Below are 26,633 nucleotides of genomic sequence, written 5' to 3'. Positions count from 1 at the left end.
GTCAGTGATCACGACGACCGGCCTCGAGCTGCGTGCCGGCGCCCGGATCCTCATCAGCGAAGCCGATCTGCGGGTCCAGCCCGGTGACCGCATCGGGCTGGTCGGGCGCAACGGTGCTGGCAAGACGACGACCCTGACCACCCTCGCCGGGGAACGCGTGCCGCACGCCGGCAAGGTCGACGTGACCGGTGAGCTCGGCTACCTCCCGCAGGACCCGCGCAGCGGCGACCTCGACATCACCGCCAGCGACCGGGTGCTGTCCGGCCGCGGCCTGGACGTGCTGAAGGCGAAGCTGACCAAGGCGCAGGTCGCGATGGCCGAGCCCGCCGACGACGCCGAGATGGACCGCGCCGTCCGGCAGTACGGGCGGCTGGAGGACCAGTTCGCCGCACTCGGCGGGTACGCCGCGGAGAGCGACGCGGCCCGGATCTGCACCAACCTGGGCCTGCCCGACCGGGTGCTCCAGCAGCCGCTGCGCACCCTCTCCGGTGGTCAGCGCCGCCGCGTGGAGCTGGCCCGGATCCTCTTCTCCGACGCCGACACGCTGCTGCTCGACGAGCCGACCAACCACCTGGACGCCGACTCCATCGTCTGGCTCAAGGGCTACCTGGCCAGCCACCGCGCCGGGCTGATCGTCATCAGCCACGACGTCGAGCTGCTGGCCGCCGTCGTCAACAAGGTGTGGCACCTGGACGCCAACCGCGCCACGGTCGACGTCTACAACCTCGGCTGGAAGCGGTACCTGGACGCCCGGGAGACCGACGAGCGCCGCCGCCGGTCCGAGCGGGCCAACGCCGAGAAGAAGATCGACGCCCTCTCCGCCCAGGCGGACAAGATGCGGGCCAAGGCCACCAAGGCCAAGGCCGCGCAGAGCATGGACAAGCGCGCCCAGCGACTGGCCGCGGGCCTGGAGCAGGTCCGGGTCCAGGACAAGGTCGCGAAGCTGCGCTTCCCGACGCCGGCCCCGTGCGGCAGGACGCCGCTCACCGCCGAACACCTCAGCAAGAGCTACGGCTCGCTGGAGATCTTCACCGGCGTCGACCTGGCCATCGACAAGGGCACCCGGGTCGTCGTCCTGGGCTTCAACGGCGCGGGCAAGACCACCCTGCTGCGCATGCTGGCCGGCACCGAGCAGCCCGACACCGGTGAGGTCAAGGCCGGGCACGGGCTGCGGGTCGGGTACTACGCGCAGGAGCACGAGACGATCGACATGGACCGCACGCTGCTGGAGAACATGCGGTCCTCGGCTCCGGGCAGCACCGACACCGAGCTGCGGAAGATCCTCGGTGCCTTCCTCTTCTCCGGCGACGCCGTCGACCAGCGGACCGGCACGCTGTCCGGTGGTGAGCGCACCCGGCTGGCGATGGCCACGCTGGTGGTCTCCGGCGCCAACGTGCTGCTGCTGGACGAGCCTACCAACAACCTGGACCCGGCCAGCCGCGAGCAGGTGCTCGAGGCGCTGCGCACCTACCAGGGCGCGATCGTGCTGGTGACCCACGACGAGGGCGCGGTGCACGCACTGAACCCCGACAAGGTGATCATCCTGCCCGACGGCACCGAGGACACCTGGAGCGCCGACTTCGCCGATCTGGTCTCGCTCGCGTAACGACGGGACCCGGTCGCCGCGCGGTGACCTGCAGATTCGGCGGTGCGCGTTCTTGTTGCGGTGGCCGACCCTCCCGGCCTGGGTGATCATGGCCAGTGGGACGCCGAGGTCATCGGGACATCGGCGCCGGGGGATCAGCGGGATGTCGTCGGCAGGAGTCGGCAGCACCCCTGACACGGAGGGGAGTCATGGCCGACTCGAGCACTGCGGACCTGAGCAAGGGCAAGAGGATCACCGGGGACGACCGGACGTCGCTGGCCGGCGAGCTCCGGGAGCGTTACGACGGCGGGGAGAGCATCCGCTCGCTGGCCACCTCGACCAACCGCTCCTACGGCTTCGTGCACCGTCTGCTGTCGGAGTCGGGCGCCACCCTCCGCGGTCGGGGTGGGGCGAACCGGAACGCCAAGAAGTCTGCGTGAGTGAGCAGCCCGACGGCTGGGTGAGGACGGCGCGCGAGGGCGCCGTCCTCACCGTGACCCTCGATCGGGCCGACCAGCTCAACGCGCAGACCCCGGCCACCTGGGCGGCGCTGCGCGCGGTCGGGGAGTCACTGGACGACGGCGTGCGCGTGGTCGTCGTCCGCGGCGCGGGCCGGGCGTTCTCCGCCGGCCTGGACCGCACGCTCTTCAGCGCCGACCCCGGGGTGCCCGGCGGGCTGGCCGAGCTGGGCTCGCTGCCCACCGAGGCGGCCCAGGAGCGCATCCGGGGGTACCAGGCGGCGTTCCGCTGGCTGCGCTCACCCGGCGTCGTCTCGGTGGCGGCGGTGCAGGGGCACGCCATCGGCGCGGGCGCCCAGCTGGCGCTCGCCTGCGACCTCCGGGTCTTCACCGAGGACGCCCAGCTGCGGCTGCCCGAGGCCGGCCTCGGGCTGGTGCCCGACCTCACCGGCACCAGCACGCTGGTCGAGCTGGTCGGCTACAGCCGCGCCGTGGAGATCTGCCTGACCGGCCGGGCGGTGGGCGCGGCCGAGGCCGTGACCACCGGGCTGGCGAACCTCGCCGTCCCGACCGCCGAGCTCGACGGGGCGGTCGCCGACCTGACCGCGGCGCTCCTCGGGCCGGACGCCGACGCTGCCCGGGAGACGCTGGCGCTGGTCCGCTCGGCCGTCCGCAACGGGCCCGACGAGCAGGACGCCGCCGAGCGGGCGGCCCAGGTGCGCCGGCTGCGGAGACTGGCCGGGCGGGACTGACCGGACGGAACACGACGGCCGCCCCGGCTGTTCGGCTCGGTGATCAACCGGATCCAGCAACAGGGGGCGTGTCGTGGACTCACCGATGACGTCCATGGCGGCGATGCGGTCGTTCAGCACCGACCGCTCGGTCACGTCCCACGGCGTCCCCAAGGGGACGGTGCGCCGGATCCTGGGCATCGCCGGTCCCTACCGGCGGGAACTGATCGGCTTCCTGGCGCTGGTCGTCTTCTCCGCGGTGATCGGGGTGGTCACCCCGCTGCTGGCCGGCGACATCGTCAACCGGATCGCCAACCTGACCGGCACGGCCGGCGACATCGTCCGGATCGCGCTGTTCATCGCCGGCCTGGCCGTGCTCGACGCTGCCAGCTCGCTCGTGCAGCGCTGGTACTCCGCCCGGATCGGCGAGGGCGTCATTCACGACCTGCGCACCCGGGTGTTCGAGCACGTGCAGCGGATGCCGGTCGCCTTCTTCACCCGCACCCAGACGGGTGCGCTGGTCAGCCGGCTGAACAACGACGTCATCGGTGCGCAGCGGGCCTTCACCTCCACGCTGTCCGGGGTCGTCTCCAACGTGATCGCCCTGGTGCTGACCGCCGGGGTCATGTTGAGCCTCTCCTGGCGGATCACCCTGCTGTCGATCGTGATGGTGCCGCTGTTCGTGGTGCCGGCCCAGCGGATCGGCAAGAAGCTGCAGACGATCACCCGGGAGTCCTACGGGCTCAACGCCTCGATGAACGCGACGATGACCGAGCGGTTCAACGTCGCCGGGGCGCTGCTGGTCAAGCTGTTCGGTCGGCCCGAGGTCGAGGCGGACTCCTTCCGCGGCCGGGCGTCCCGGGTGCGCGACATCGGCGTGCTCTCGGCGATGTACGGCCGCACCTTCTTCACCGCCCTCACCCTGGTCGCCGCGCTGGCCACCGCCCTGGTCTACGGGCTCGGTGGCTGGCTGGCGTTCACCGGGCAGCTGTCCGCCGGTGACGTCGTCGCCCTGGCGCTGCTGCTGGCGCGGCTCTACGGGCCGCTGACGGCGCTGGCCAACGTGCGGGTCGACGTGATGAGCGCGCTGGTCAGCTTCGACCGGGTGTTCGAGGTGCTCGACCTGGCGCCGATGATCGCCGAGGCCCCCGACGCGGTGCCGGTCCCGGTCGAGGACCGGTCGCTGGAGTTCGACTCGGTCTCCTTCCGCTACCCGTCCGCCGCCGAGGTGTCGCTGGCGTCGCTGGAGGACGTCGCGGTCCCCGAGCACGGGCAGCCGGCCGAGGTGCTGCACGACGTCTCCTTCCGGGCGGAGCCCGGCCAGCTGGTCGCCCTGGTCGGCACCTCGGGCGCCGGGAAGTCGACGATCGCCGCACTGGTCTCTCGGCTCTACGACGTCACCGAGGGCGCGGTGCGGGTCGGCGGGGTCGACGTCCGCCAGGCCACCACCGCCTCGCTGCGCGACGCGATCGGCGTGGTCAGCCAGGACGCCCATCTGTTCCACGACACGATCCGGGCCAACCTCCGCTATGCCAAGCCCGAGGCCACCGAGGACGAGCTGTGGTCGGCGCTCACCGGGGCCCGGATCGCCGCGCTGGTGCACTCACTGCCCGACGGGCTGGACACCGTGGTCGGCGACCGCGGGCACCGGATGTCCGGCGGGGAGAAGCAGCGGCTGGCGATCGCCCGGGTGCTGCTGAAGGCGCCGGGCATCGTGATCCTGGACGAGGCGACCGCCCACCTGGACAGCGAGTCGGAGGTGGCCGTGCAGCACGCGCTGGACGCGGCGCTGGCCGGGCGGACCTCGCTGGTGATCGCGCACCGGCTGTCCACCATCCGCGGCGCCCACCAGATCCTGGTGGTCGACGCCGGCCGGATCGTCGAGCGCGGCACCCACGACGAGCTGCTCGCCGCCGGCGGTCACTACGCCGACCTGTACCGCACCCAGTTCGCCCCTGCGGGAGAGGACCGGGCGGTCGAGGTCGGCTGAGCAGTGGGTCGCCAGCCGAGCACCCAGCGTGGTGGCCATGCGGGTGGGCGTCGGCAGGCCCTGCGGGACCCTGGGGCCCATGGCACGTTCCCCGGGACGGCGCCCGTCACCAACACCGTGGGAGGTCCACCATGACCGTCCAGCCTCCGCCATCCGTCGCGTCCGGTCGGCCTTGTCCGGTGACCGTGCCGCCGACCGGGGATGTCTCGTCCCTGGAGCTCTTCCTCGGGGACGCCGAGTTCACCGTCGACAGCGGCGGGCCGCTGCTGGTCCGCGGTCACGGGGTGCCCCTCGGCGAGCGGGTCCGTTTCCACGAGAAGGACGTCGCCGGCGGCAAGGACGTCCGGGTCTGGCACGTGTCCCAGCAGGACGACGGCTTCATGGCCGAACCCCTCGCCGCCTTCTGAGCCGGCACCCCCGGATCCGGCTCGCAGCGCAGCGTCCGGCACGGGGTGAGCTGCCGTCAGGGCGGGCACACTACGGTCACTCCTGACCCAGTCGTACCACCCGCAGGAGCACTCCCTTGAGCGCAGGTCATCCGCAGGACACCCAGATCCGGGCGCTGTACGCGCGGTACCTCGCGGGATGGAACCAGCGCAGCGGCGTGACGGTGTCCTCGGTCTTCGCCGACGACGGCGAGCTCATCGACCTCGACGGCACCCTGCGCAGCGGCCGGCTCAGCATCGCCGCCGACATGCGCCGGATGTTCACCGAGCACGCCACACCCACCTTCGTCGGCGTCGTGCGCTCCGTGCGCAGGCTGACCGACGGCGTGGTCGTGCTGCACGCGGTGGCCGGGATGGTGCCCCCCGGCGGTGACGCCGTCGACCCGTCCCGGCACACCGTCCACGCCCTCACCGCCGTCGAGGAGGGGGGGCGGTGGAAGATCGCCCTCCTGCAGAGCACCCCGGCCCGCTACGGCGGCCGGGCCGGCGCCCTGAACGCGCTGACCGAGGAACTGGAGGCAGCGCGGCACGAGGCAGCGCGGTGAGCGTGCTGACCGGCGCCCCAGAGCTGCTCGGCCGCACCGGGGACGTCGTCCTGCTCGACGTCCGCTGGGCGCTCGGGAGGTCGGACGGGCGGGAACAGCACCGGGCCGGCCACCTGCCGGGCGCCGTCTACGTCGACCTGCCCACCGAACTCGCCGCCGGTGCGTCACCCGAGGCGGGGCGACACCCGCTCCCGTCGGTACAGGCACTGCAAGCAGCGGCCCGGCGGTGGGGGATCTCCACCGGCTCGCGGGTCGTCGTCTACGACACGACGGGCGGTCTGGCGGCTGCCCGGGCCTGGTGGCTGCTCCGCTGGGGCGGACTCACCGACGTCACGATCCTCGACGGCGGGCTGGCGGCCTGGACCGCGGCCGGCGGTGAGCTGGAGGCCGGCGACGTCGTCGCCGACCCCGGCGACGTGGTGCTGACCAGCGGTGGGATGCCTGTGCTCACCGCCGACGGGGCGGCCTCGCTGCCCGCGAAGGGCGGGGTGCTGCTGGACGCCCGGGCCGGCGAGCGCTACCGCGGCGAGGTCGAACCGGTCGACCCCCGGGCCGGCCACGTGCCCGGTGCGGTCAGTGCCCCGACCACGGAGAACCTGGTCACCGGCGGTCGCTTCGCTACAGCGGCTGTACTGACCGAGCGGTTCGCCGCGCTGGGTGTCCGACCGGGGACGACGGTGGGCGTCTACTGCGGTTCGGGCGTCACCGCCGCACACGAGGTGGCTGCGCTCGCCGAGGCCGGCATCGAGGCGGCCCTGTGGCCCGGTTCGTGGTCACAGTGGTCCGCCGACCCCGACCGCCCGATCGCCACCGCCCCCTGAGGGGCCGAGATCGCGACTCCGGCCCCTCGGGCGTCAGTCGTGGTGGTCCGGGCCGGGCGTTGCCGGCTGCGCCGATCGGGTCGTCTCCTCGTGGTGGGTGCGCAGGGCGTTGAGCACGGCCCGGTTCACCACGGAGTAGAGCAGGAAGAAGAAGGCGGCGACGAGCGTCAGGTACAGCGCCACACCGGCGAGCGACAACATGGCTGCGGACCCTACTGACGTTCCGGAGCTCCGGCCGGGTTGAGGGCTGCGTCGTAGCGGTCGAGGAGGACGGCGGCGATCCGGTCGTCGGGCAGCAATGGCGCCGTGACGCAATCCGCGCCGGCCCCCTGGAGCTTGTCGTGGAAGTGCCCGGGCGCCAGCAGGTAGGCGGCGACGACGACCCGCTGGGCGCCGGCGGCGCGCGCGGCAGCGACCGCGTCGGGCACGGGGGGCTGGGCGGCCGATCCGTAGCCGGTGGTGACCGGGCCGGCCCAGTCGCGCTGGAGCAGCGCGGCGGTGTCCTCGACGTCCTGCACCGAGCGCTTGTCGCTGGAGCCGGCGGCGGCGAGCACGATCGCGGTGGCCGGGTCGGCGCGGTCGGCGCCGGCCGCCACCAGCCGGTCGGTGAGCACGCCCACCAGTCGGGCATCGGGGCCCAGCGGCCGGGCGGCCACCGCCGACGGGTGGTCGGCGACGGCACCGGCGATGTCGACGTGCACGTGGTACCCGCCGGACAACAGCAGCGGGACGACGACGGCCGGGGTCGCCGACTCGCCCAGCCCGCGGACGACGTCGACGACCGTCGGCGGCTGCACGTCGACGAAGGCCGCGGTGGTGGTGAGCCCCGGCCGCAGAGCGCGGGCGGCGAGCGCGAGCTGACCGATCAGCCGCCGGCCGGTGGGGTTGCGGGTGCCGTGCGCGCAGGCCACGAGCACCGGCGGGCCCCCTCGTAGGGGCCCGCCGCGAGCTTGCGAGTGGTGGGGGATGAGGGGGTCCTTTCTCACAGTGCGCGGGTGACGCCGCCGTCGACGGCGAGCATGGTGCCGGTGACGTAGGAGGCGGCGGGGGAGAGGGCGAAGGCGGCGACCGCCCCGAACTCCTCCGGGCGGCCGACCCGGCGGAGCGGGATGGACGCCTCGGTGCGGGTGCGGGCGGCCGAGGGATCGCCGGAGGCTGCCTCGATCTCGGTGACCCGGTCGGTCGCGATCGTGCCGGGGAGCAGGCCGAAGACCCGGATGCCGCTGGGCCCGAGTTCGTCGGCCAGTGCCTTGGTGGTCATCGCCAGCCCGGGCCGCAGGCCGTTGGAGATGGCCAGGTGCCCGATCGGCTGGCGCACCGAGGTGGAGAGCACCAGCCCGATCGCGGCGTCGGGGGACAGGTGCGGCACCAGCGCCCGGATCAGCCGCAGTGGCCCGAGCAGCACGCTCTCGACGCCGGCCCGCCAGGCGTCCTCCGGGACCTCGAGCACGCTGCCCGGGGTCGGCCCGCCGACGGAGATGAGCGCGCCGTCGATCCGGCCCAGCCGGTCGACCGCCGCGCCGACCAGCTCCTCGGCGGCCGCGGGGTCGGCCAGGTCGGCGGCCAGCCCGGACGCCGCCGGTGCCCCGCCGAGCGAGGCGACGGCGGCGTCGACCGACTCGGGGGACCGGGAGCTGATCAGCACCCGGGCCCCGTCGTCCACGAGGGCCCGGGCGGTCGCGAACCCCAGCCCCCGGCTGGCGCCGGTGAGCAGGAGCCCGCGGCCGCCCAGGCCCAGGTCCATCAGGCGGAGACGGTGCCGCGGAGCGAGCGCAGCACGTACTGCATGATCCCGCCGTTGCGGTAGTAGCTCGCCTCGCCGGGGGTGTCGATCCGGACGCGGGCGTCGAACTCCACGTCGCCCGCCTTGACCTTCACCGTGCGGGGGATCGTGCCGTCGTTCAGCGCGGTGACCCCGGTGATGGTGAACTCCTCGTCCCCGGTCAGGCCGAGCGACTCGGCCGACTCGCCCTCGGGGAACTGCAGCGGCAGGACGCCCATGCCGATCAGGTTCGACCGGTGGATGCGCTCGTAGCTCTGCGCGATGACCGCCTTGACGCCGAGCAGCGCCGTCCCCTTGGCCGCCCAGTCACGGGAGGACCCGGAGCCGTACTCCTTGCCGGCCAGCACCACCAGGGGCACGCCGGCCTCGGCGTAGGCCCGCGAGGCGTCGTAGATCGACGTGGTCTCGCCGCTCAGGTGGTTCTTCGTGACGCCACCCTCGGTGCCGGGCACCAGGAGGTTGCGCAGCCGGATGTTGGCGAAGGTGCCGCGGATCATCACCTCGTGGTTCCCGCGCCGGGAGCCGTAGGAGTTGAAGTCGCGACGCTCGATGCCGTGCTCCTGCAGGTACTTCCCGGCCGGGCTGTCGGCCTTGATGGAGCCGGCCGGCGAGATGTGGTCGGTGGTCACCGAGTCACCCAGCACCGCCAGGGTGCGCGCCCCGGAGATGTCCTCGACGGGGGCCGGCTCGGCCGGCATCCCGTCGAAGTACGGGGGCTTGCGGACGTAGGTGCTCTCCGCGTCCCACTCGAAGGTGTCGCCTTCCGGCGTGGGCAGCGACTTCCACTGCTCGTCACCGGCGAAGACGTCGGCGTAGTCGTTGGCGAACATCTCCGCCGTCACCGACTCGTCGATGGTCCGCTGGATCTCCATCGGGGTGGGCCAGATGTCGTGCAGGTAGACGTCCTGCCCGTCGCTGCCCTGGCCGAGCGGCTCGGTGGTCAGGTCGAGGTCCATCGACCCGGCGAGCGCGTAGGCGATGACCAGCGGGGGGCTGGCCAGGTAGTTCATCTTGACGTCGGGGTTGATCCGGCCCTCGAAGTTCCGGTTGCCCGACAGCACCGAGACGACGGCGAGGTCGGCCTCGTTGACCGCCTGGCTGACCGGCTCGGGGAGCGGGCCGGAGTTGCCGATGCACGTCGTGCAGCCGTAGCCGACCAGGTAGAAGCCGAGCTTCTCCAGGTACGGGGTGAGCTGGGCCTTCTCGTAGTAGTCCATGACGACCTTGGACCCGGGGGCCAGCGTCGTCTTCACCCACGGCTTGGTGGTCAGCCCGGCCTCGACGGCCTTCTTGGCCAGCAGCGCCGCACCGATCATCACCGACGGGTTGGACGTGTTGGTGCAGGAGGTGATCGCCGCGATCACCACGTGCCCGTGGTCCACCGAGGTCTCGGTGCCGTCCTCCATCACCACCCGGGTGGGCTTGGACGGGCGCTCGGTGACGTGCCCGTGGCCGCCGCCGTTGGGCTTGCCGGCGTCGCCGTTGCCGTGCGCGAACGGGCTGACCGGGTCCGAGGCGGGGAAGGACTCGGCCGAGGCCTCGTCGGCGGAGGACTGGACGCCGAAGGGCTGCTCCTGCCCCGGCACGCCGGGCTTGCGGTCCTCGCCACCGGTCTCGTCGGCGGCGACGTAGTTGACCAGCGACTCCCGGAAGGCCTCCTTGGCGTCGGTCATCGCGACCCGGTCCTGCGGGCGCTTGGGGCCGGCGATCGAGGGGACGATCGTGCCGAGGTCCAGCTCCAGGTACTCGGAGAAGGCCGGCTCGCGGTCGTCGTCGTGCCAGAGGCCCTGGGTCTTGGCGTAGGCCTCGACCAGGGCCACCTGCTCGGGGGAGCGGCCGGTGAGCTGCAGGTAGCGGATCGTCTCGCCGTCGATCGGGAAGATCGCCGCGGTCGAGCCGAACTCCGGGCTCATGTTGCCGATCGTGGCCCGGTTGGCCAGCGGGACGGCGGAGACGCCGGCGCCGTAGAACTCCACGAACTTCCCGACCACGCCGTGCTCGCGCAGCATCTCGGTGATCGTGAGCACCAGGTCGGTGGCGGTCGCGCCGTCGGGCAGCTCGCCGCTCAGCTTGAAGCCGACCACCCGGGGGATGAGCATCGACACCGGCTGGCCGAGCATCGCGGCCTCGGCCTCGATGCCGCCGACGCCCCAGCCCAGCACTCCGATGCCGTTGACCATGGTGGTGTGGCTGTCGGTGCCCACGCAGGTGTCGGGGTAGGCCAGCGTGCGGTCACCCTCCTGGCGCGGGAAGACGACGCGGGCCAGGTGCTCGATGTTGACCTGGTGCACGATGCCGGTGCCCGGGGGGACGACCTTGAAGTCGTCGAACGCGCCCTGCCCCCAGCGGAGGAACTGGTAGCGCTCGCGGTTGCGCTCGTACTCGATCTCCACGTTGCGGCCGAAGGACTCCGGTGTGCCGAAGACGTCGGCGATCACGGAGTGGTCGATGACCAGCTCGGCGGGGGAGAGCGGGTTGATCTTCTCCGGGTCGCCGCCCAGGTCGGCCATCGCCTCGCGCATGGTGGCCAGGTCGACGATGCACGGGACGCCGGTGAAGTCCTGCATCACCACGCGGGCCGGGGTGAACTGGATCTCCTGGTCCGGCTCCGCGGACGGGTCCCAGTTCGCCAGGGCGCGGATGTGGTCGGCGGTGATGTTCGCGCCGTCCTCGGTGCGGAGGAGGTTCTCCAAGAGGATCTTCAAGCTGAAGGGCAGCTTGTCAGCGCCCTCCACCGCGTCGAGACGGAAGATGTCGTACTCGGTCCCGTCGACGTCGAGCGTCGTACGGGCTCCGAAGCTGTTCTTGCTGGCTGCCACTCTTGCGCCTCACCCTCGCTGGTCCTGCGCGCGTCCTGCGCCTCGATGTGCCACCCCCGATCATCCCAGCCCTCGGCCGGTTGTGCGGAGCAAGGCCACCCTTCCTCACCCTCGGTGAGCACTCACGACGGACAGCACCCGGGCCGGGCGCCGTCCCCGACCCCACGAGTCCGGTCAGTCACCGCAGTCACGGGGGACGCGTGCCCGCGGCGTGCCGTGCGCCGGCGGCCGCCACGGGTGTGCTGGGTCACCTAGCGTGCCGCGCCATGACCCTCGCGGAGACCACGGGAACGACGACGTCCCCGGTCGGGCAGCCGGACCTCCCGGCGGCCCGCCACCGCGGTGCGCGCGTGCTGGGGACCGGCGGGCTGCTGGCCGCCTTCGTCGCCACCTGTCTCGTCACCGGCCTGCCGACCGACCGCCTGGTGCTGCTGGGCTGGGTGCTGGCGGTGCTGGCGGTGCAGTCCCTGGGCCGGGGGCGGCCGGTGCTGCTGCGACTGCTCGCCGACTGGTTGCCGCTGGCCGGGGTCCTGCTGCTCTACGACCTCAGCCGCGGGTTCGCCGACGGGCTGGGCGTGCCGGTGGCCGTCGGTGAGCTCGCGGCCGCCGACCGCTGGCTCGCCGGTGGGGTGCTGCCCACCGTCTGGCTGCAGGAGCACTGGGGCGGCGAGGGGTGGGCGGTGTTCGCGTCGCTGGTCTACAGCAGCCACTTCGTGGTGACGCCGGTGGTGCTCGGGGTCCTCTGGCTGCGCGACCGGAGCCGCTGGACGGCGTACGCCCGGTTGGTCGTGGGGCTGTCGGCGGCCGGTCTGGTCACCTACGTGCTGTACCCGGCCGCCCCGCCGTGGCTGGCCGCGAAGGACGGCGTCATCGAGCACGTGGACCGGCTGAGCAACTCCGGCTGGGCCGTGCTGGGGCTGCAGAAGGCCGGTGCACTGCTGTCGGCCGGGCAGGGACAGGTGAACCAGGTGGCGGCGGTGCCCTCGCTGCACACCGCATTCGCCGTCCTGACCGCGCTGGTGCTGCTGCCGGTCGCGCACCGGGTCTGGCAGCGGGCGGCGCTGGTCGGCTACGCGGTGGCGATGCCGGTCGTGCTGGTGTGGTCCGGGGAGCACTACGTGGTCGACACGCTGCTCGGCGCGGTCTACGCCGGGGCGGTGTGGCTGCTGGTGCCGCGGCTGGTCGCGGCGGCGTCCCGCGCGGTCCGGCGCCCGGCCCTGCCGCCCGAGGCGGCCGCGCCGCTGCGGTCAGAGGTCGGGGAGCCGCTGCCGGAGGCGGTGGCTGCCTAGCCTGGGGGAGTGACCCCTCCCGCCTGGCTCGCCGAGGCGCGCCGGATCTGCGTGCTCACCGGGGCCGGCATCTCCACCGACAGCGGCATCCCCGACTACCGCGGCCCGAACGGCGTCTGGACCCGCGACCCGGACGCGGAGAAGCTGGTGACCCTCTCCTACTACGTGGCCGACCCGGAGATCCGCCGCCGCGCCTGGCTGATGCGCCGGGACACCGCCCCCGATGCGCGCCCCAACGCCGGCCACGCCGCGCTGGTCGAGCTGGAGCGGCAGGGTCGGCTGCGGGCGCTGCTCACCCAGAACGTCGACGGGCTGCACACCGACGCGGGCAGCGGTGCGGTGCTGGAACTGCACGGGACGGTCCGCGAGGTCGAGTGCCTGGCCTGCGCTGCCCGTACTCCGATGGCGGAGGCGCTGGCCCGGGTGGACGCCGGTGAGGCCGACCCTGCCTGCACCGACTGTGGCGGCGTCCTCAAGTCGGCGACGATCAGCTTCGGCCAGGCACTGGACGCCGACGTGCTCGACGCCGCCGCGCAGGCCGCCGCCGACTGCGACGTGTTCCTGGCCGTCGGCACCTCCCTGGGCGTGCACCCGGCGGCCGGGCTGGTCGAGGTGGCCGCCGCTTCCGGTGCGCGGGTGGTCATCGTCAACGCCGAGCCGACCCCCTACGACGGGCTCGCCGACCTGGTCGTGCGGGAGCCGATCAGCGAGGCGCTGCCCCGGTTGCTGGCCGCCGCGGACTGAGCGGCTCGTGGTCGTGCGTCGTGGCCGTTAGCGTGACGGGGACCACTCTGACTCGGCCGGCACCGCAGCCGGCCCCGGCACCGGGGAGCCCGGCATGCGCGTGCCCTTGACCACCCGTGACTTCCTCGACCGGGCAGAGCTGGTCTACGGCGACCGGCTCGGTGTCGTCGACGAGCCGAGCCAGCCGGCGGCCTCGCTGGGGGAGCTGACCTACCGCGACGTGGCCCGACGGGCCCGGGCTGTCGCCGCCGGGCTGGATGCGCTGGGCGTCGGCGAGGGGGAGCGGGTGGCGGTGGTCAGCCACAACTCGGCCCGGCTGCTCGAGCTGCTCTACGCCGTCCCCTCGTTCGGCCGGGTGCTCGTGCCGGTCAACTTCCGACTGGCCCCCGCGGACTTCGCCTACATCGTCGAACACTGCGGCGCCCGCGTGCTGCTGGCCGACCCGGAGGTGGAGTCGCAGCTGTCCGGCATCGACGTCCCGCACCGCTTCCTGCTGGGCGAGGAGTACGAGTCCGGGCTCCTCCGCCACGACACGGAGCCGCGGCCGTGGTCCGCGCCGGACGAGGACGCCACCGCCACGATCAACTACACCAGCGGGACGACGGCGCGGCCCAAGGGCGTGCAGATGACCCACCGCAACGTCTGGGTCAACGCCACCACCTTCGGCCTGCACATGCAGGTCAGCGACCGCGACGTCTACCTGCACACGCTACCGATGTTCCACTGCAACGGCTGGGGGCTGCCCTACACCGCGGCCGGGGTGGGGGCCACGCAGGTCGCGCTGCGCAAGGTCGACGGCACCGAGATCCTCCGCCGGGTCGAGCAGCACGGCGTCACGCTGATGGCCGGGGCACCCGCCGTCTGGAACGCCGTGCTCGACGCGGCCGCCGACTGGGACGGCGAGGTGCCCGGGCGGGACCGGGTGCGGATCGTGGTCGCCGGGGCGCCGCCGCCCTCGCGGACGATCGCCCGGGTGGAGGAGGAGCTGGGCTGGGAGTTCAACCAGATCTACGGGCTCACCGAGACCGCGCCGCTGCTGACGATCAACCGGCCCCGGGCCGAGTACGACGAGATGGACGTGCAGACCCGGGCGAGGGCGCTGTCCCGGGCCGGGTCGCCAGCGCTGGGCACCCGGATCAGCACGAGCGAGTCCGGTGAGGTGCTGGCGCAGGGCAACACCGTGCTGGCCGGCTACTGGGAGAACCCGGAGGCCTCCGCCGACGCCCTGGACGGCGGCTGGTTCCACACCGGCGACGGCGGCACCGTCGACGACGCCGGCTTCCTCACCATCTCCGACCGGAAGAAGGACGTGATCATCTCCGGCGGGGAGAACGTCTCCTCCATCGAGGTGGAGGACGCCGTCTTCAGCCACCCCGCCGTCGCCGAGGTCGCGGTGATCGGCGTGCCCGACGACCGGTGGGGGGAGATGGTGACCGCGCTGGTCGTGCTGGCCGAGGGCGCCACCGCCTCCGAGGCGGACATCATCGCGCACTGCCGGACGACGCTGGCCGGCTACAAGGCCCCCAAGCGGGTGGAGTTCCGGGACGGCATCCCGCGCACCGCCACCGGCAAGATCCAGAAGTTCAAGCTGCGCGAGTCCTTCTGGGCCGACTCCGAGCGCCAGGTCAACTGAACCGCCGGCGTCCGACCCGCTCCATCCCGGGATCAGGTGACCTGGTCGTCGGGGCACCTCCCCGGTGGCAGACCGCGCGGTAGGTACCCGCACGACCAGGTCACCTGATCATGGGCGGCGTGCGGCCCGTCGCCGGCGGGCCGGTGCTCACCGCGCGTGTTGAACCACCTCACCCCGACGGGGGAGGTCCCTCCGACGGCGCTCAGCCGTTCACCCGATCCGGTCGATGACCCCGCGAGAGCACACCCCGAGGGGTGTGCCGGGACTGGTCGAGACCGGCGTCGCCGAACACCCTGGCGCCGGGCAACGGAGGAGTCGGGTTCGTGCACGCACAGGTCGGTACGCAGGTCAGCACAGGACGACGAGCAGGTGCCCGCTGGGTGCAGCGTGCGCTCGCCGCCGGCACCGTCGTCGCCGCGTGTCTGGTGGCCGCCCCCGGGACGGCCGTCGCGGCACCGAGCGACAGCGAGATCTCCGCCGCCCAGCAGGCCCGCGAGGAGGCCGCCGCCCGGGTCGGGGCGATCACCGGGCAGCTGGCCGGGGCGCAGGCCGCGGTCGACGAGGCGCGCATCGGGTCGCAGATCGCGCTGCAGGACTACGAGGAGCGCCAGGGCGCCTACGACGAGGCGCGCGCCGCAGCCGACGCGGCGCAGGCCGCTGCCGGTCAGGCCGCCGCCGACGTCGCGGTGGGCAAGGGCGAGGTCGCCGCCTTCGCCCGGGACAGCTACAAGCAGGGCAGCACCAACCCCGGTGCCCGGGCGCTGATGACCGCCGGTGGACCGGCGGAGCTGATCGAGCGCGCCGCGCTGCTCGGCGCCGTGGGGGAGCACCGGGTCGACGTCGTCGCCGAGCTCACCGTGCTGCAGGAGCAGGCGACCGTCGCCGAGCAGGCCGCCCAGCAGGCGGTCGGCGAGGCCGAGACGCTGAAGACCGAGGCCGCCGAGCTGCTGGCTGCCGCGCAGGGGCAGGAGGTCGCCGCCCGCGACCAGGCCGCCGCCCTGGTCACCCAGCAGGTCGAGCTGGAGCAGGAGCTCGTGCAGGCGCAGCAGACGCTGTTCGGCCTGGAGGGTGCCCGGCAGGCGGCCGAGGAGCGCGCGGCCGCCCAGCGGGCCGCGGCCCCGGCTCCCTCGCCGTCCCGGTCCTCCTCGTCGACTCCGTCGTCGTCGGGGGGCGGCAGCTCGGCACCCGCTCCGGCACCCGCTCCGGCGCCCGCGCCCGCGCCGGCGCCGGCCCCCGCTCCCGCCCCGGCGCCGGCCCCGGTGGCACCCAGGCCCGCCCCGGCGCCGGCCCCGGTGCAGACCAATGCCGGTGCCCCGTCCGGGTCGGCCGTGCAGACCGCCATCGCGGCGGCCAAGACCCAGCAGGGGCTGCCCTACTCCTGGGGTGGTGGCGGCAGCAACGGGCCCAGCTACGGCATCCCGCCGGACACGGGCATCTGGGGCTTCGACTGCTCGGGCCTGACCCAGTACGCCTATGCCCAGGCCGGCGTCGCCATCGGTGGCACCAGCCGGGAGCAGTGGTACCGCTTCCGCAACCAGACGGTGGACCGCAGCGACCTGCAGGCCGGCGACCTGGTGTTCTGGGGGAGCGGGAGCAGCTACAGCTCGATCTACCACGTGGCCCTGTACCTGGGCGGCAACAAGGTCATCCAGGCTCCGCAGAGCGGGGACGTGGTGCGGATCAGCACCATGTGGTTCGGCAGCGACTACTTCGGTGCGGTGCGCCCCACCGCGTGAGGCCGGCCCGGCACGCGCGTGAGGCGTCGGGCAGCCACGGGGGGAGCTGCCCGACGCGAGCGTCAGGCTAGCAGTCCAGCCGGTCTCCGGGCGGGGACGACGACGCCCCGAACGGGGAGTCCACGGCCCTCGCACGACGCAGCCGCGGTCGACCGCACAGGCAGGTGTAGGACACTCGACGCGTGACCGCCGCAGGCAGCTCGCCCGCCCCCGAACAGCCCACCCCGCCCTCGGTCGACGCCGCCCGCCTGGAGCGTGCGCTGTTCGAGATCAAGCGGGTCATCGTCGGCCAGGACCGGCTGGTCGAGCGGATGCTCGTGGGGCTGCTGGCCCGGGGGCACGTGCTCCTGGAGGGCGTCCCCGGCGTCGCGAAGACCCTCGCCGTGGAGACCCTCGCGACCGTCGTCGGCGGCAAGTTCTCCCGGCTGCAGTTCACCCCGGACCTGGTGCCGGCCGACATCATCGGCACCCGGATCTACAAGTCCGGCCAGGACACCTTCGCCACCGAGCTGGGGCCGGTGTTCGCCAACTTCCTGCTCGCCGACGAGATCAACCGCGCGCCGGCCAAGGTGCAGTCGGCACTGCTGGAGGTCATGGCCGAGCGGCAGGTCTCCATCGGCGGGGTCACCCACCCGCTGCCCGACCCCTTCCTGGTGCTCGCCACCCAGAACCCGATCGAGAACGAGGGCGTCTACCCGCTCCCGGAGGCCCAGCGCGACCGCTTCCTGCTCAAGGTGCTCGTCGACTACCCGAGCCCGGAGGAGGAGCGCGAGATCATCTACCGGATGGGGTCGACCCCGCCGGAGGCGCAGCCGGTGCTGGGGCCCGAGGACGTGCGCCGGCTGCAACGCACCGCCTCGGAGGTGTTCGTGCACCACGCGCTGGTCGACTACGTCGTCCGGCTGGTGGTGGCGACCCGGGCGCCGCAGGAGCACGGGATGCCCGACGTCGCCAGCTGGGTCTCCTACGGCGCCAGCCCACGCGCCTCGCTGGGCCTGATCGCCTCCAGCCGGGCGCTGGCGCTGATCCGCGGCCGCGACTACGTGCTGCCCCAGGACGTGCTCGACGTGACCGGTGACGTGCTGCGGCACCGCCTGGTGCTGTCCTACGACGCGCTGGCCGACGGTGTGCCGGCCGACCACATCGTCAAGCGGGTGGTGCAGAGCGTGCCGCTGCCGCAGGTCACCCCGCGGCAGCGGGCCGCCGGCTACGGGCCCGGTTCCCCGGGTGGCCCGTCGGTGCCCGGCTTCGGCGGCCCGTCGTTCGGCCCGCCGCAGGGCAGCCCGAACGGTGCCCCGCAGGGCGGCGGTCGTCCCGACGGCGGCTTCGGGCCGCAGTCGGTGTGACCGGTCCGGACGACACCGGGCGGGCGGCGGGGAACGGCGCGCCGCCGCACTTCGGCCCCGGCAGCAACTCGGCGGTGTTGCTGCGCCGCTTGGAGCTGACCGTCCGCCATCGGCTGGACGGGCTGCTGCAGGGCGACCACCTCGGCCTGGTGCCCGGCTCGGGCAGCGAGGCCGGCGACTCGCGGACCTACCACCCCGGGGACGACGTCCGCCGGATGGACTGGCCGGTGACCGCGCGCACCCAGGTGCCGCACGTCCGGGAGACCATCGCCGACCGCGAGCTGGAGACCTGGGTCGTGCTCGACCTGTCGGCCAGCCTGGACTTCGGCACCGCCGACTGCGAGAAGCGGGACCTGGCGATCGCCGGGCTCGCGGCGGTGAGCCACCTGACCGTGCGCGGCGGCAACCGGCTGGGCGCCGTCGTCACCACCGGCGAGCGGGTCGACCGTTACCCAGCGACCCCCGGGCGGCTGGCCGCCGACCGGATGCTGCGGTCCGTCGTCGCGACCCCGCGGGCCGGTGCCGGCCGGCGCGGTGACCTCGCCGCCGCGCTGGAGTCGTTGCGCCGCCCACCGCGGCGCCGCGGGCTGGTGGTGGTGGTCTCGGACTTCCTGGGTTCTGACGTGCGGGGCTCCGACGCGCAGGGCACCGCTGACTGGGAGCGCCCGCTGCGGGGGCTGTCGGCCCGGCACGACCTGCTGGCCATCGAGGTGGTCGACCCGCGGGAACTGGAGCTGGCCGACGTGGGGCTGTTGACCGTCGTCGACCCGGAGACCGGCCAGACGCTCGAGGTGCCCACCGGCAACGCGGAGGTCCGCCGCCGCTTCGCCGAGGGCGCCGCCGCGCAGCGACGTGAGATCGCCGCCGCCCTGCGCCGGGCCGGTGCCGGGCACCTGAGACTGCAGACCGACCGCGACTGGCTGGCCGACGTCGTCCGCTACGTCGCCGACCGCCGGCGCGCCGGCAGCGGAGGGGCTTCCCGATGACCTTCCAGTCCCCGTGGTGGCTGACCGCGCTGCTGGCGGTGGTGGCCCTCGTCGGTCTCTACGTGGTGCTGCAGCGCCGCCGGGCCAAGTACGCCGCCCGGTTCACCAACGTGGCGTTGCTCGGTTCGCTGGTGCCCAAGCGGGCGGGCTGGCGGCGGCACGTCGCGTTCGGGCTCGTCGCCCTGGGGCTCGCGGCGCTCGTCACCTCGCTGGCGCAGCCGAGCACCGAGATCCGGGTGCCCCGGGAACGCGCCACGGTGATCATGGCCGTCGACGTCTCACTGTCGATGCGCGCGACCGACGTCGAGCCCGACCGCTTCCAGGCCATGCAGCTGGCGGCCGAGGAGTTCGTCGAGGTGCTGCCGGAGCGGATCAACCTGGGCCTGGTCGCCTTCGCCGGGACGGCGGCCACCCTGGTCACGCCGACCACGGACCGGGACGAGGTGCTCACCGCGATCGACAACCTGGAGCTGGCCGAGGCGACGGCGATCGGGGACGCGATCTTCACCTCGCTCACCGCCATCACCAACTACCAGGCGACGCTGGCGTCGGAGGGCATGGAGGCGCCGCCGGCCCGGATCGTGCTGCTGTCCGACGGGTACAGCACCGTGGGCCGGGAGGCGACCCAGGCGATCGACGCGGCCAACGCCGCCTCGGTGCCGGTCTCCACGATCGCGTTCGGCACCGACTACGGCACGCTGGACATCAACGGCGAGCGGGTGCCGGTGCCGGTCGACCGGGCCACGCTGGAGCAGATCGCCGAGGAGACCGACGGCAGCTACAGCGAGGCGGCCAGCGCCGAGGAGCTGTCGGAGGTGTTCGAGGACCTGGGCAGCCAGATCGGCTACACCACCGAGCCGCAGGACATCAGCCCGTGGTTCGTCCGCGGCGGCCTGCTGTTCGCGTTCCTCGGCGTCGTCGCGTCCCTGCTCTGGACCAACCGGCTGCTGTAGCCCCTCCCCGGGTGCGCCGGGGAGGGGCCGGTGCTCAGCGGGTCGGGTCGAGGACGAGCTTGCCGGTGGTGCGGCGGGCGAGCAGGTCCTGGTGGGCCTCGCGGACGGCGGTCAGCGGGTAGCGGCCCCCGGCGACCGGCTTCAGGGTGCCGTCGGCGACCATCGACAGCAGGTCGGTCATCGCGGCGTCCATCATCTCCGGCCGGGTCATGCAGTGCGCCAGCCAGAAGCCGATGACGGCGCGGCTGGTGCCCATCAGCGCGGGCACGGCGACCGTGGCGGGGGCCTCGCGCCCGGCCATGCCGTAGGCGACCAGCCGGCCGAAGGGGGCCAGCGCCGACAGCGACCCGTCGAACACGTTGCCGCCGGTCATCTCCAGCACGATGTCGACCCGCTTGCCGCCGTTGGCCTCGCGGAGCGCGGCGGTGAAGGCCTTCGGGTCGTCGGTGGCCAGCGCCGGGTCGACCGTGGCGTCGGCGCCGAGGGACTCGGCGAGTTCACGCTTCTCCGGGCTCGAGGCGGTGGCGATGACCCGGCCGGCGCCCCAGCGCTTGGCCAGCTGGATCGCCAGGGTGCCGACCCCGCCGGCACCGGCGATGACGACGACGGACTCGCCCTCGGCCAGGTGCGCGGAGGTGCGCAGCAGGTGCCAGGCGGTCGCGCCCTGCAGAACGACGGCGAGCGCCTGCTCGTCGGTCACCCCGTCCGGCACCGGCCAGGTCAGCCGCGGGTGCGCGGCCACCTTCTCCGCGTAGCCGCCGCCGGGCAGCAGGCCCACCACGCGCTGGCCGCCACCGGCCGGGGTGCCGACGAACTCGGCGCCCGGGATCAGCGGCAGCTCCTGCTTGGCGAGGTAGCTGTCCTCGGTCTGGTGTGTATCCGCGAAGTTGACCCCACTCGAGCTGATGTCGAAGAGCTCCTCGCCCTCCCCGGGGACCGGGTCGGGCAGGTCGACGACGTCCATGACCTCTGGGCCGCCGAAGCGGGTGATCTGCACAGCACGCATGAGATGAGGCTAGGCGCTGAACGGCCGGTGCCCCTCGCAGGCAGTCCAGGCTCAGATTCGCCGCTCGAGTAACTAACCCCATGCGCCGCAAGAGTCAGGACGGACCGCGGCTTCGCAGCTTGAGGCTTCGGTACGTCGCTGCCTCAGTCGAGGAAATGGACAAGTCGGGCCACGGAATGCACCTCACCTGCGGCTCTATAAAGCTCACCACTCCAGGCGCTGACGTCGCCGATTCCATAGAGCTGCGCGAGCAAGCCCGCAAGTGGACCGACGAGCGTAGCGGTCGACAAACAGGCGACGTCCGCGCTCAACGCTGTCATTTCGTGACTTAGTTTTCTGACATCCCCATGGCGGCGTGCCTGAAGGTGCATTTCGCCGAGTGGTGTTGCGTGAATGACCTGGCTGAGGAGGCTGTAGGCGACCTCGTACCAATGCTCTTCCGCCGCATCATTGCCAAGCTGAATGAGCTGAACAGCAGGTCGCTCCGGTCGAGGAGCTCTCAGATTGGCTGGTGTACGTCTGCGGTCAATTGCGAGCGGTGGAGAAGCGGGCAGCGTGTCGAGCAGCCTCGCCACACTGGCTGTCGCCGTGCCGGCATCCAGGAGCCGCTGTCGAAACAGCGTTCTGCCTTGTGTCGCCGCGTCCATGATTGTGACATAGCGCTTCATTAGCTCGTCGTCGTTCACGGCCGCCGACATCCAACGGAATCTGGCTGACTCTTCCAGCAACATCCTGGCTGCGGTTGTCGCAGTTGCGCCACTCAGGGTGCCGCGGCACGCAGACAGAGCTGCATGACAGGTGCTCAGGGCTGTGAGATACGGGAGCACTCCCGTCAGATTGATGGGGACGCTGGCGTCCGAGGCGAAAGGGTTAGGCGCCTCTCCTAGTACCCGCTCGAATCTTCCGGCGGCAGCTACAACTTCCTCAAGTAGTTCGTCCACCACGCCCGGTGGGCTCAGCCAATCTGCAATCGGGCCAGGCGAGTCGGCGGATCTCGGTTGCGCTAGGTCCTCTAGGGCGGTAGACGTGCCCGGTGTTGGCAGAGCATGTTCGACTCTGCTCTGAGATAGAACTGCTTGCAGCAGGAGATCGCTCTGTTCCCGTTGGCCCCCAGCTTGCCAGCTCGCTGACGCTGCGGCGGCGCCAGCTGAGGCAGCATGGGCGAAAATCGCTCCGAAGGGCTCGGTGGATTCGAATCCGACAGCGTGCGGTGCGGGCTGGACCGTGCACATTGCGGCCGCAGCATTTGCGTGAGTGCACATCGCCAGAAAATCCGCGACGCAGGCCGGCATGCCTGTGATCGACTCGACACGGTTCTTTGCTCTACCGGCGATACCTTGTTGCAAGTCCGGAGGGCATGGCCCTGTCGACCCTCGGGCGAGAGAAGGTAGCCCGAGGGGACGAAGCCAGCGGGCCATGTTCGGTAAGTGGACGTCGCCGCGTCCGACCAGATCTACGAGGCGGCTGCGCTCCTGGCTGAGCCACGCAGTTTCAGTGGGACGGCGGTTCGCCGTCTCTTGGCGCCATGTGACGCGTACTCCCTGCTCGACGAGCGACCGTGCGAGTGCCCCCGCTACCGTGGCGCCCGTCCCAGCGCGGAGCAGAGCGAAGACATCGTCGAGGCGATTAACAACTGACAGGCCAGCTAGGTAGTCAAGACTAGTCGCCGCGTCCGACCCGTCGGGTAGAGGCGGGCGACTCGCATCGAGCTGCTCAACGTAGGCGTTGAGGGCGTCCCAACGAGTCGACTGAGGTTCACTCACGTGGACACACTGTCTCAACTGGCCGCCGCATGCGCCGAGGCGCGCAGCCAGGGGCGAAGCATCTGATGGGCCCAGACGTGATGGCTACTCGCGGGACTGCCCCGAGTTCAGTTGACTCGTCGGGTGTGGTGGTCAGGCCGCGGTAGCGGCGAGGTTGAGTGTCTCGTACTCGACTGGGGTGAGTCGTCCGAGACGGCGTTGCCGACGACGTCGGTGGTAGGTCCGCTCGATCCAGGTGATGATCGCCAGCCGTAGTTCTTCTCGAGTTGCCCACCGCTGCCGGTCGAGCACGTTCTTCTGCAGCAAGGCGAAGAACGACTGCATCGCCGCGTTGTCACCGCAGGCACCGACCCTCCCCATCGAGCCGACCAGGCCGTTGTTCTTGATCGTTCGGACGACGAAGGCGTTCGTGCGGAACTGGGCGGGTTCAACTGGTCGATGCAACACCGGGTTGTTGGAGGGAGAGTAGTTGCTCGGCGAAGACCTCGACGGGGGTCTTCCAGCCCAGGACCTTGCGGGGCCGGCCGTTGATGGTCAGTGCGACGGCTTCGAGGTCGTCGGCGGACCACCGGGACAGGTCGGTGCCCTTGGGGAAGTACTGGCGCAGCAGTCCGTTGGTGTTCTCGTTCGTGGGTCGCTGCCAGGGCGAGTGCGGGTCGGCGAAGAACACCTTGGTGCCGGTGTCGAGGGCGAACTGGGCATGCCCGGAGAGCTCTTTGCCCCGGTCCCAGGTGAGCGTCGCGCGCAGCTGCTCGGGCAGTCGTGTCATCGACGCGGTCAGCGCCGCGTTCATCGCGAGGGCGCCGTAGCCACCGAGGGATGGGCCGTTTTTCACCGCCGGCCGCTCGCTCCAGCCCTCCATGCGGGGTAGGTGCACCAGCAGCGTGCACCGGCTCGAGCGCTCCACGAGCGTGCCGATCGCCGACCGGCCGGTACCGATGATCAAGTCACCTTCCCAGTGGCCGGGAACAGCACGGTCGGCGGCCTCGGCGGGCCGCTGGCTCAGCACCACGTCGGCGGTGACGTGTCCCTGGGGCTTGTTCCGGGTCCGGGCGCGAGGTTCGCGCAACGCCCGTCCGGTGCGCAGGCAGGCGACGAGCTCACGCTTGAGCGCACCACGGCCCTGGATGAACAACGCCTGGTAGATCGCCTCGTGGCTGATCCGCATGGACTCATCCTCGGGGAAGTCCAGCCGAATGCGGTTGCTGATCTGCTGCGGGCTCCAGGATGTGGCCCAGCGCCGATCTGCCCGATGGGGCTTCATCTTGCGCCCCTGCCACCCGGCCGCGGCCGGCCCGGCCACGACCGTGCCATCACCCCGTCGCACGGTGCCGTCCAAGCGTTCCTGGACGTAGTCGCGCAGGTGCTCGTTGGTGACGAGCTTGGCGGCCTTCGGGCGCTTCGCGGCCTGCTGGGCCTTCCACTGGGCCACCGTCGCGCGGTACTCGGGCCGACCGCCACGCGTGGCGGCGTTGCGGCGCAGCTCGCGAGAGATCGTCGAGGGATCGCGGTGCAGGGTGCGGGCGATCTGGCGCACCCCGGCGCCCTTGGCACGCAGTATCGCGATCTCCTCGCGCTCCTCGAACGTCAGGTAGCGGCCCGTGGGCTCGGCCAGCGAGATGGGCGGCATGCCGCCAGCGTGTCGAAACCACCGGGTGCCCACCGGCCAGGACACGCCGACCGCCAACGAGGCCTCGACGGTGGTGACCCCCGTGGCGATCAGCCGCCAGAACTGACGCTGCACCACCCGCGAGGGCTCCGGCCGGCCAGGCGAACGCATCGCCGGCCGGAGCGCACGATCAGCACGCCACTGCCGACGCGCGCCCTCGGCTACATCGCTGGCCTTCTTGGTCCAGTCCACTGTCGCCACGACCCACACCTCCACGATCAAGGTGTTGCGACGACCGGTGGAATTCGCCCTGGCTGCCGCGGTCGGAGTGCACCGTTGTGCCTACCGGGCTGCGCCGGATGATGGCGTTGCGCAGTGCCGCCACCGCCAGGGAGGCTCTCACCCGCGAGTCGATGGAGTAGCCGACGATTCGGCCGGAGTAGACGTGCTTGATCGCGCAGAGGTAGAGCTTGCCCTCGGCGGTGTTGTGCTCGGTGATGTCGGTGAGCCAGATGACGTTCGGCGCGGTCGCGGTGAACTTCCGGTCGACCAGGTCGTCGTGCACAGGCGGGCCGGCCTTGCGGTTCAGGCCTCGCTTCTTGGCGAAGATCGACCAGATTCGCTGCTGCGAGCACAACCGGGCGACACGGTTCTCACCTGCGGCGATGCCCTGCTCGCGGAGCTCGTCGGCGATGAACCGGTAGCCGAACGCGGGGTCGTCGCCGTGGACGTCGTAGGCGGCGTTGATCAGGTGGGCATCGTCCCAGTCGCGCTGGCTGATCGGGTTGGCCTGCCACTTGTAGAACGCCTGCTTGGAGAAGCCGAGCACCCGGCAGGTCACCGCGACAGGAATCTTCTCGGCGGCGAGCTCTTGGACCAGCGGGTAGATCATTTTGGGAGGACGTCGCGGGCAAAGTAGGCCGTCGCCCGCCGCAAAATCTCGTTCTCCTGCTCCAGCAGCTTGTTGCGCCGGCGCAGCTCCCGCAGCTCGGCAGACTCGTCCTGGCCACCGCCGCCCCGGTCACCGCTGGCCGGTGGTGCGAGGCCGTCCTCCCGGTCGGCGACTTTCAGCCAGCGCTGCAGACAGGACTCCGAGATCCCGAAGTCGCGCGCGACTTGGGAGACCGACGCCTCGCCCTTGCGGGCCACGGCGATCACGTCACGCCGGAACTCCGGCGGGAACGGCTTGGGGGCGATGCTGATCCTTCCAGCGAGGCCGCAGCCTCACAGGCAAGGAGTCAACCGAACCGGGAGCAGTCCCCAGCCCGGTCGAGCCGGCGAGTCGGGTCAAGCACGTGCTATTCGGCGGAGATCCCAGAGTCGCCATGCCTGGCTGAGGATGAGGGCTGTTGCCATCACCCCTGAGGCTAGCTCCTCAAGATCCGTATGGACGAAGGCCCGGTCGTCTCGTCGGCGCGCTATCAGTAGCGGCCACATGCGCCCGTGGGCAGCGGCACTTCCGGTTCGCCAGGTCGTCATGATAGCGGAACGCAATCGTGCTGCGTCGTCCGGGTCTTGGGCGTCTTCCGCGATGTAGTCGGCCGCGCGTCGGACGCAGGTCGACGCGGCCAGGGGCGTGAGGCTCTTGATCTTGGTGCTCGAGGCGCCATGATCTTGTGCGACTTGCCGAGCCTTTACGATCCACGTCTGTAGCTGCGTTAGTACGGACTGGTGCTGAGCGACCGCCTCGGGCCCCAGTGTCCGGACAAGGTCGGCGATACCTGCGAGGTGTGTGTCGAAGTCCTTGTGGTCGGTAAGCGAAGCGAGCCCCGCGCGTTGAAGTCGCTCCCTGTGATCGGCATCGGGCGCGTCGTCAAGCAAGTAGAGCGCCGTGGACGCCGACAGGAGGGCCGTACGGATGAGGGTGGCGTCGGCGAGTGCGTGGACCCGTCTGGCATCCAGCCAGAGCACCTTCAGCGCGCTCAAGTGATCGACAGCGTTACACAAGGAATGCCACGTCAGGGCACTTCCTCGGTCGTATATCTCGCGCTGATCAGCAAGGTCACTGTGGGGCTCAAATTTGGGCTGCTGAGCGACATGCGCTCGCCACCCTGGAAGAGCATCCTCGAAGACCCGGCGCAACCGACCACCAGTCTCCGCCGTGAAGGCACCCATCGCTTCCATGCTGGCTAGCGTTTCACGGAGACGAGCTGGCCGGTGACTGTTGCCTGCCGTGCACCCAAAGTCCTGCGCTTGTGCTCTGCTGATGTCAGTTGGGCGAGAGGGCGAGGTGTGTATCCGCAAAATTGACGCCCGACGAGCTGATGTCGAAGAGCGTCTGGCCCTCGGTAGGGACCGGGTCGGGGAGGTCGACGATGTCGAGAACCTCGGGGCCACCGAAGCGTGTGATCTGCACGGCTCGCATACACCTCAACTTAGGGGCATTGCGG

General features: G+C 71.9%; 23 protein-coding genes and 2 pseudogenes. 14 read left to right on the top strand and 11 right to left on the bottom strand.

Features of this window, described 5'->3' with window-relative positions; translation table 11 throughout:
• Positions 1–4 precede the first annotated feature (4 nt).
• The 7 genes from O2V63_RS10705 to O2V63_RS10675 all read left to right on the top strand — a co-directional run bounded on the left by O2V63_RS10705 (position 5) and on the right by O2V63_RS10675 (position 6,576).
• Entirely contained in the window at positions 5–1,606 is a 1,602-nt protein-coding gene (locus O2V63_RS10705) for an ABC-F family ATP-binding cassette domain-containing protein (RefSeq protein WP_269167516.1), read from the top strand.
• A gap of 188 nt (positions 1,607–1,794) precedes the next feature.
• Positions 1,795–2,025, top strand: coding sequence for a helix-turn-helix domain-containing protein (locus O2V63_RS10700; RefSeq protein ID WP_269165120.1), 231 nt, complete (start codon positions 1,795–1,797; stop codon positions 2,023–2,025).
• Positions 2,022–2,795, top strand: a complete 774-nt coding sequence (locus tag O2V63_RS10695) for an enoyl-CoA hydratase/isomerase family protein (protein WP_269167515.1) — start codon at positions 2,022–2,024, stop codon at positions 2,793–2,795. The genes O2V63_RS10700 and O2V63_RS10695 overlap by 4 nt, the downstream gene beginning before the upstream one ends.
• A gap of 85 nt (positions 2,796–2,880) precedes the next feature.
• Entirely contained in the window at positions 2,881–4,764 is a 1,884-nt protein-coding gene (locus O2V63_RS10690; protein WP_269167514.1) for an ABC transporter ATP-binding protein, read from the top strand.
• 179 nt (positions 4,765–4,943) lie between these two features.
• On the top strand, positions 4,944–5,171 hold the full coding sequence (locus tag O2V63_RS10685; RefSeq protein ID WP_269167513.1) for a hypothetical protein: 228 nt from the start codon (positions 4,944–4,946) through the stop codon (positions 5,169–5,171).
• 116 nt (positions 5,172–5,287) lie between these two features.
• The gene (locus O2V63_RS10680) at positions 5,288–5,755 is read left to right on the top strand and encodes an SgcJ/EcaC family oxidoreductase (protein ID WP_269167512.1); all 468 of its coding nucleotides are present in this window, start codon (positions 5,288–5,290) and stop codon (positions 5,753–5,755) included.
• The gene (locus O2V63_RS10675; RefSeq protein WP_269167511.1) at positions 5,752–6,576 is read left to right on the top strand and encodes a sulfurtransferase; all 825 of its coding nucleotides are present in this window, start codon (positions 5,752–5,754) and stop codon (positions 6,574–6,576) included. Before O2V63_RS10680 ends, O2V63_RS10675 begins: the two co-directional genes overlap by 4 nt.
• A gap of 33 nt (positions 6,577–6,609) precedes the next feature.
• Here the strand turns inward: O2V63_RS10675 and O2V63_RS10670 are convergent, their stop codons facing one another.
• From O2V63_RS10670 to O2V63_RS10655, 4 genes are all read right to left on the bottom strand, one after another.
• Positions 6,610–6,777: a hypothetical protein gene (locus O2V63_RS10670; protein WP_269167510.1), complete on the bottom strand. Its 168-nt coding sequence runs from the start codon at positions 6,775–6,777 to the stop codon at positions 6,610–6,612.
• An 11-nt stretch (positions 6,778–6,788) separates the two neighbouring features.
• Positions 6,789–7,493 carry a sirohydrochlorin chelatase gene (locus tag O2V63_RS10665; protein WP_269167509.1) on the bottom strand — a complete coding sequence of 235 codons (705 nt, stop codon included), beginning with the start codon at positions 7,491–7,493 and terminating at the stop codon, positions 6,789–6,791.
• A gap of 65 nt (positions 7,494–7,558) precedes the next feature.
• Positions 7,559–8,320, bottom strand: a complete 762-nt coding sequence (locus O2V63_RS10660) for an SDR family oxidoreductase (protein ID WP_269167508.1) — start codon at positions 8,318–8,320, stop codon at positions 7,559–7,561.
• Positions 8,320–11,178 carry an aconitate hydratase gene (locus O2V63_RS10655; protein WP_269167507.1) on the bottom strand — a complete coding sequence of 953 codons (2,859 nt, stop codon included), beginning with the start codon at positions 11,176–11,178 and terminating at the stop codon, positions 8,320–8,322. The genes O2V63_RS10660 and O2V63_RS10655 overlap by 1 nt, the downstream gene beginning before the upstream one ends.
• A gap of 266 nt (positions 11,179–11,444) precedes the next feature.
• On the opposite strand from O2V63_RS10655, the gene O2V63_RS10650 reads away from it, so the two are divergent.
• From O2V63_RS10650 to O2V63_RS10620, 7 genes are all read left to right on the top strand, one after another.
• Positions 11,445–12,467: a phosphatase PAP2 family protein gene (locus O2V63_RS10650; RefSeq protein WP_269167506.1), complete on the top strand. Its 1,023-nt coding sequence runs from the start codon at positions 11,445–11,447 to the stop codon at positions 12,465–12,467.
• Between the two features lie 9 nt (positions 12,468–12,476).
• Positions 12,477–13,211, top strand: coding sequence for an SIR2 family NAD-dependent protein deacylase (locus tag O2V63_RS10645; RefSeq protein ID WP_269167505.1), 735 nt, complete (start codon positions 12,477–12,479; stop codon positions 13,209–13,211).
• Positions 13,212–13,305: 94 nt separating this feature from the next.
• Entirely contained in the window at positions 13,306–14,844 is a 1,539-nt protein-coding gene (locus O2V63_RS10640; RefSeq protein WP_269167504.1) for an AMP-binding protein, read from the top strand.
• Between the two features lie 380 nt (positions 14,845–15,224).
• Positions 15,225–16,580: a C40 family peptidase gene (locus tag O2V63_RS10635; protein WP_269167503.1), complete on the top strand. Its 1,356-nt coding sequence runs from the start codon at positions 15,225–15,227 to the stop codon at positions 16,578–16,580.
• Between the two features lie 182 nt (positions 16,581–16,762).
• The gene (locus O2V63_RS10630; protein WP_081975547.1) at positions 16,763–17,926 is read left to right on the top strand and encodes an AAA family ATPase; all 1,164 of its coding nucleotides are present in this window, start codon (positions 16,763–16,765) and stop codon (positions 17,924–17,926) included.
• Complete coding sequence (locus O2V63_RS10625; protein WP_269167502.1) at positions 17,923–18,912, top strand: DUF58 domain-containing protein; 990 nt, start codon at positions 17,923–17,925, stop codon at positions 18,910–18,912. The genes O2V63_RS10630 and O2V63_RS10625 overlap by 4 nt, the downstream gene beginning before the upstream one ends.
• Positions 18,909–19,865, top strand: coding sequence for a VWA domain-containing protein (locus O2V63_RS10620; protein WP_269167501.1), 957 nt, complete (start codon positions 18,909–18,911; stop codon positions 19,863–19,865). The genes O2V63_RS10625 and O2V63_RS10620 overlap by 4 nt, the downstream gene beginning before the upstream one ends.
• Positions 19,866–19,899: 34 nt before the next feature.
• Here O2V63_RS10620 and O2V63_RS10615 read toward each other — a convergent pair whose 3' ends face one another.
• The 7 genes and pseudogenes from O2V63_RS10615 to O2V63_RS10585 form a co-directional block, all read right to left on the bottom strand.
• The gene (locus O2V63_RS10615; protein ID WP_269167500.1) at positions 19,900–20,871 is read right to left on the bottom strand and encodes a quinone oxidoreductase family protein; all 972 of its coding nucleotides are present in this window, start codon (positions 20,869–20,871) and stop codon (positions 19,900–19,902) included.
• 143 nt (positions 20,872–21,014) lie between these two features.
• On the bottom strand, positions 21,015–21,569 hold the full coding sequence (locus O2V63_RS10610) for a hypothetical protein (protein ID WP_269167499.1): 555 nt from the start codon (positions 21,567–21,569) through the stop codon (positions 21,015–21,017).
• A 1,197-nt stretch (positions 21,570–22,766) separates the two neighbouring features.
• Positions 22,767–23,057 (bottom strand): annotated as a pseudogene (locus O2V63_RS10605) (IS3 family transposase); the annotation flags it as partial.
• A gap of 4 nt (positions 23,058–23,061) precedes the next feature.
• Positions 23,062–24,414: an IS30 family transposase gene (locus O2V63_RS10600; protein ID WP_442929026.1), complete on the bottom strand. Its 1,353-nt coding sequence runs from the start codon at positions 24,412–24,414 to the stop codon at positions 23,062–23,064.
• A gap of 94 nt (positions 24,415–24,508) precedes the next feature.
• Positions 24,509–25,440: pseudogene (locus tag O2V63_RS10595) on the bottom strand (IS3 family transposase); the annotation flags it as partial.
• A gap of 90 nt (positions 25,441–25,530) precedes the next feature.
• Entirely contained in the window at positions 25,531–26,169 is a 639-nt protein-coding gene (locus O2V63_RS10590) for a hypothetical protein (protein WP_269167498.1), read from the bottom strand.
• Between the two features lie 283 nt (positions 26,170–26,452).
• Positions 26,453–26,608 carry a Zn-dependent oxidoreductase gene (locus O2V63_RS10585; protein ID WP_269167497.1) on the bottom strand — a complete coding sequence of 52 codons (156 nt, stop codon included), beginning with the start codon at positions 26,606–26,608 and terminating at the stop codon, positions 26,453–26,455.
• Between the last annotated feature and the right edge of the window lie 25 nt (positions 26,609–26,633).

The sequence above is a fragment of the Modestobacter sp. VKM Ac-2977 genome, assembly GCF_026968045.1.
Lineage (GTDB): Bacteria > Actinomycetota > Actinomycetes > Mycobacteriales > Geodermatophilaceae > Modestobacter.
Note: the sequence above shows the minus strand (reverse complement) of the source record. Positions and strands in the feature narration are given on the sequence as shown.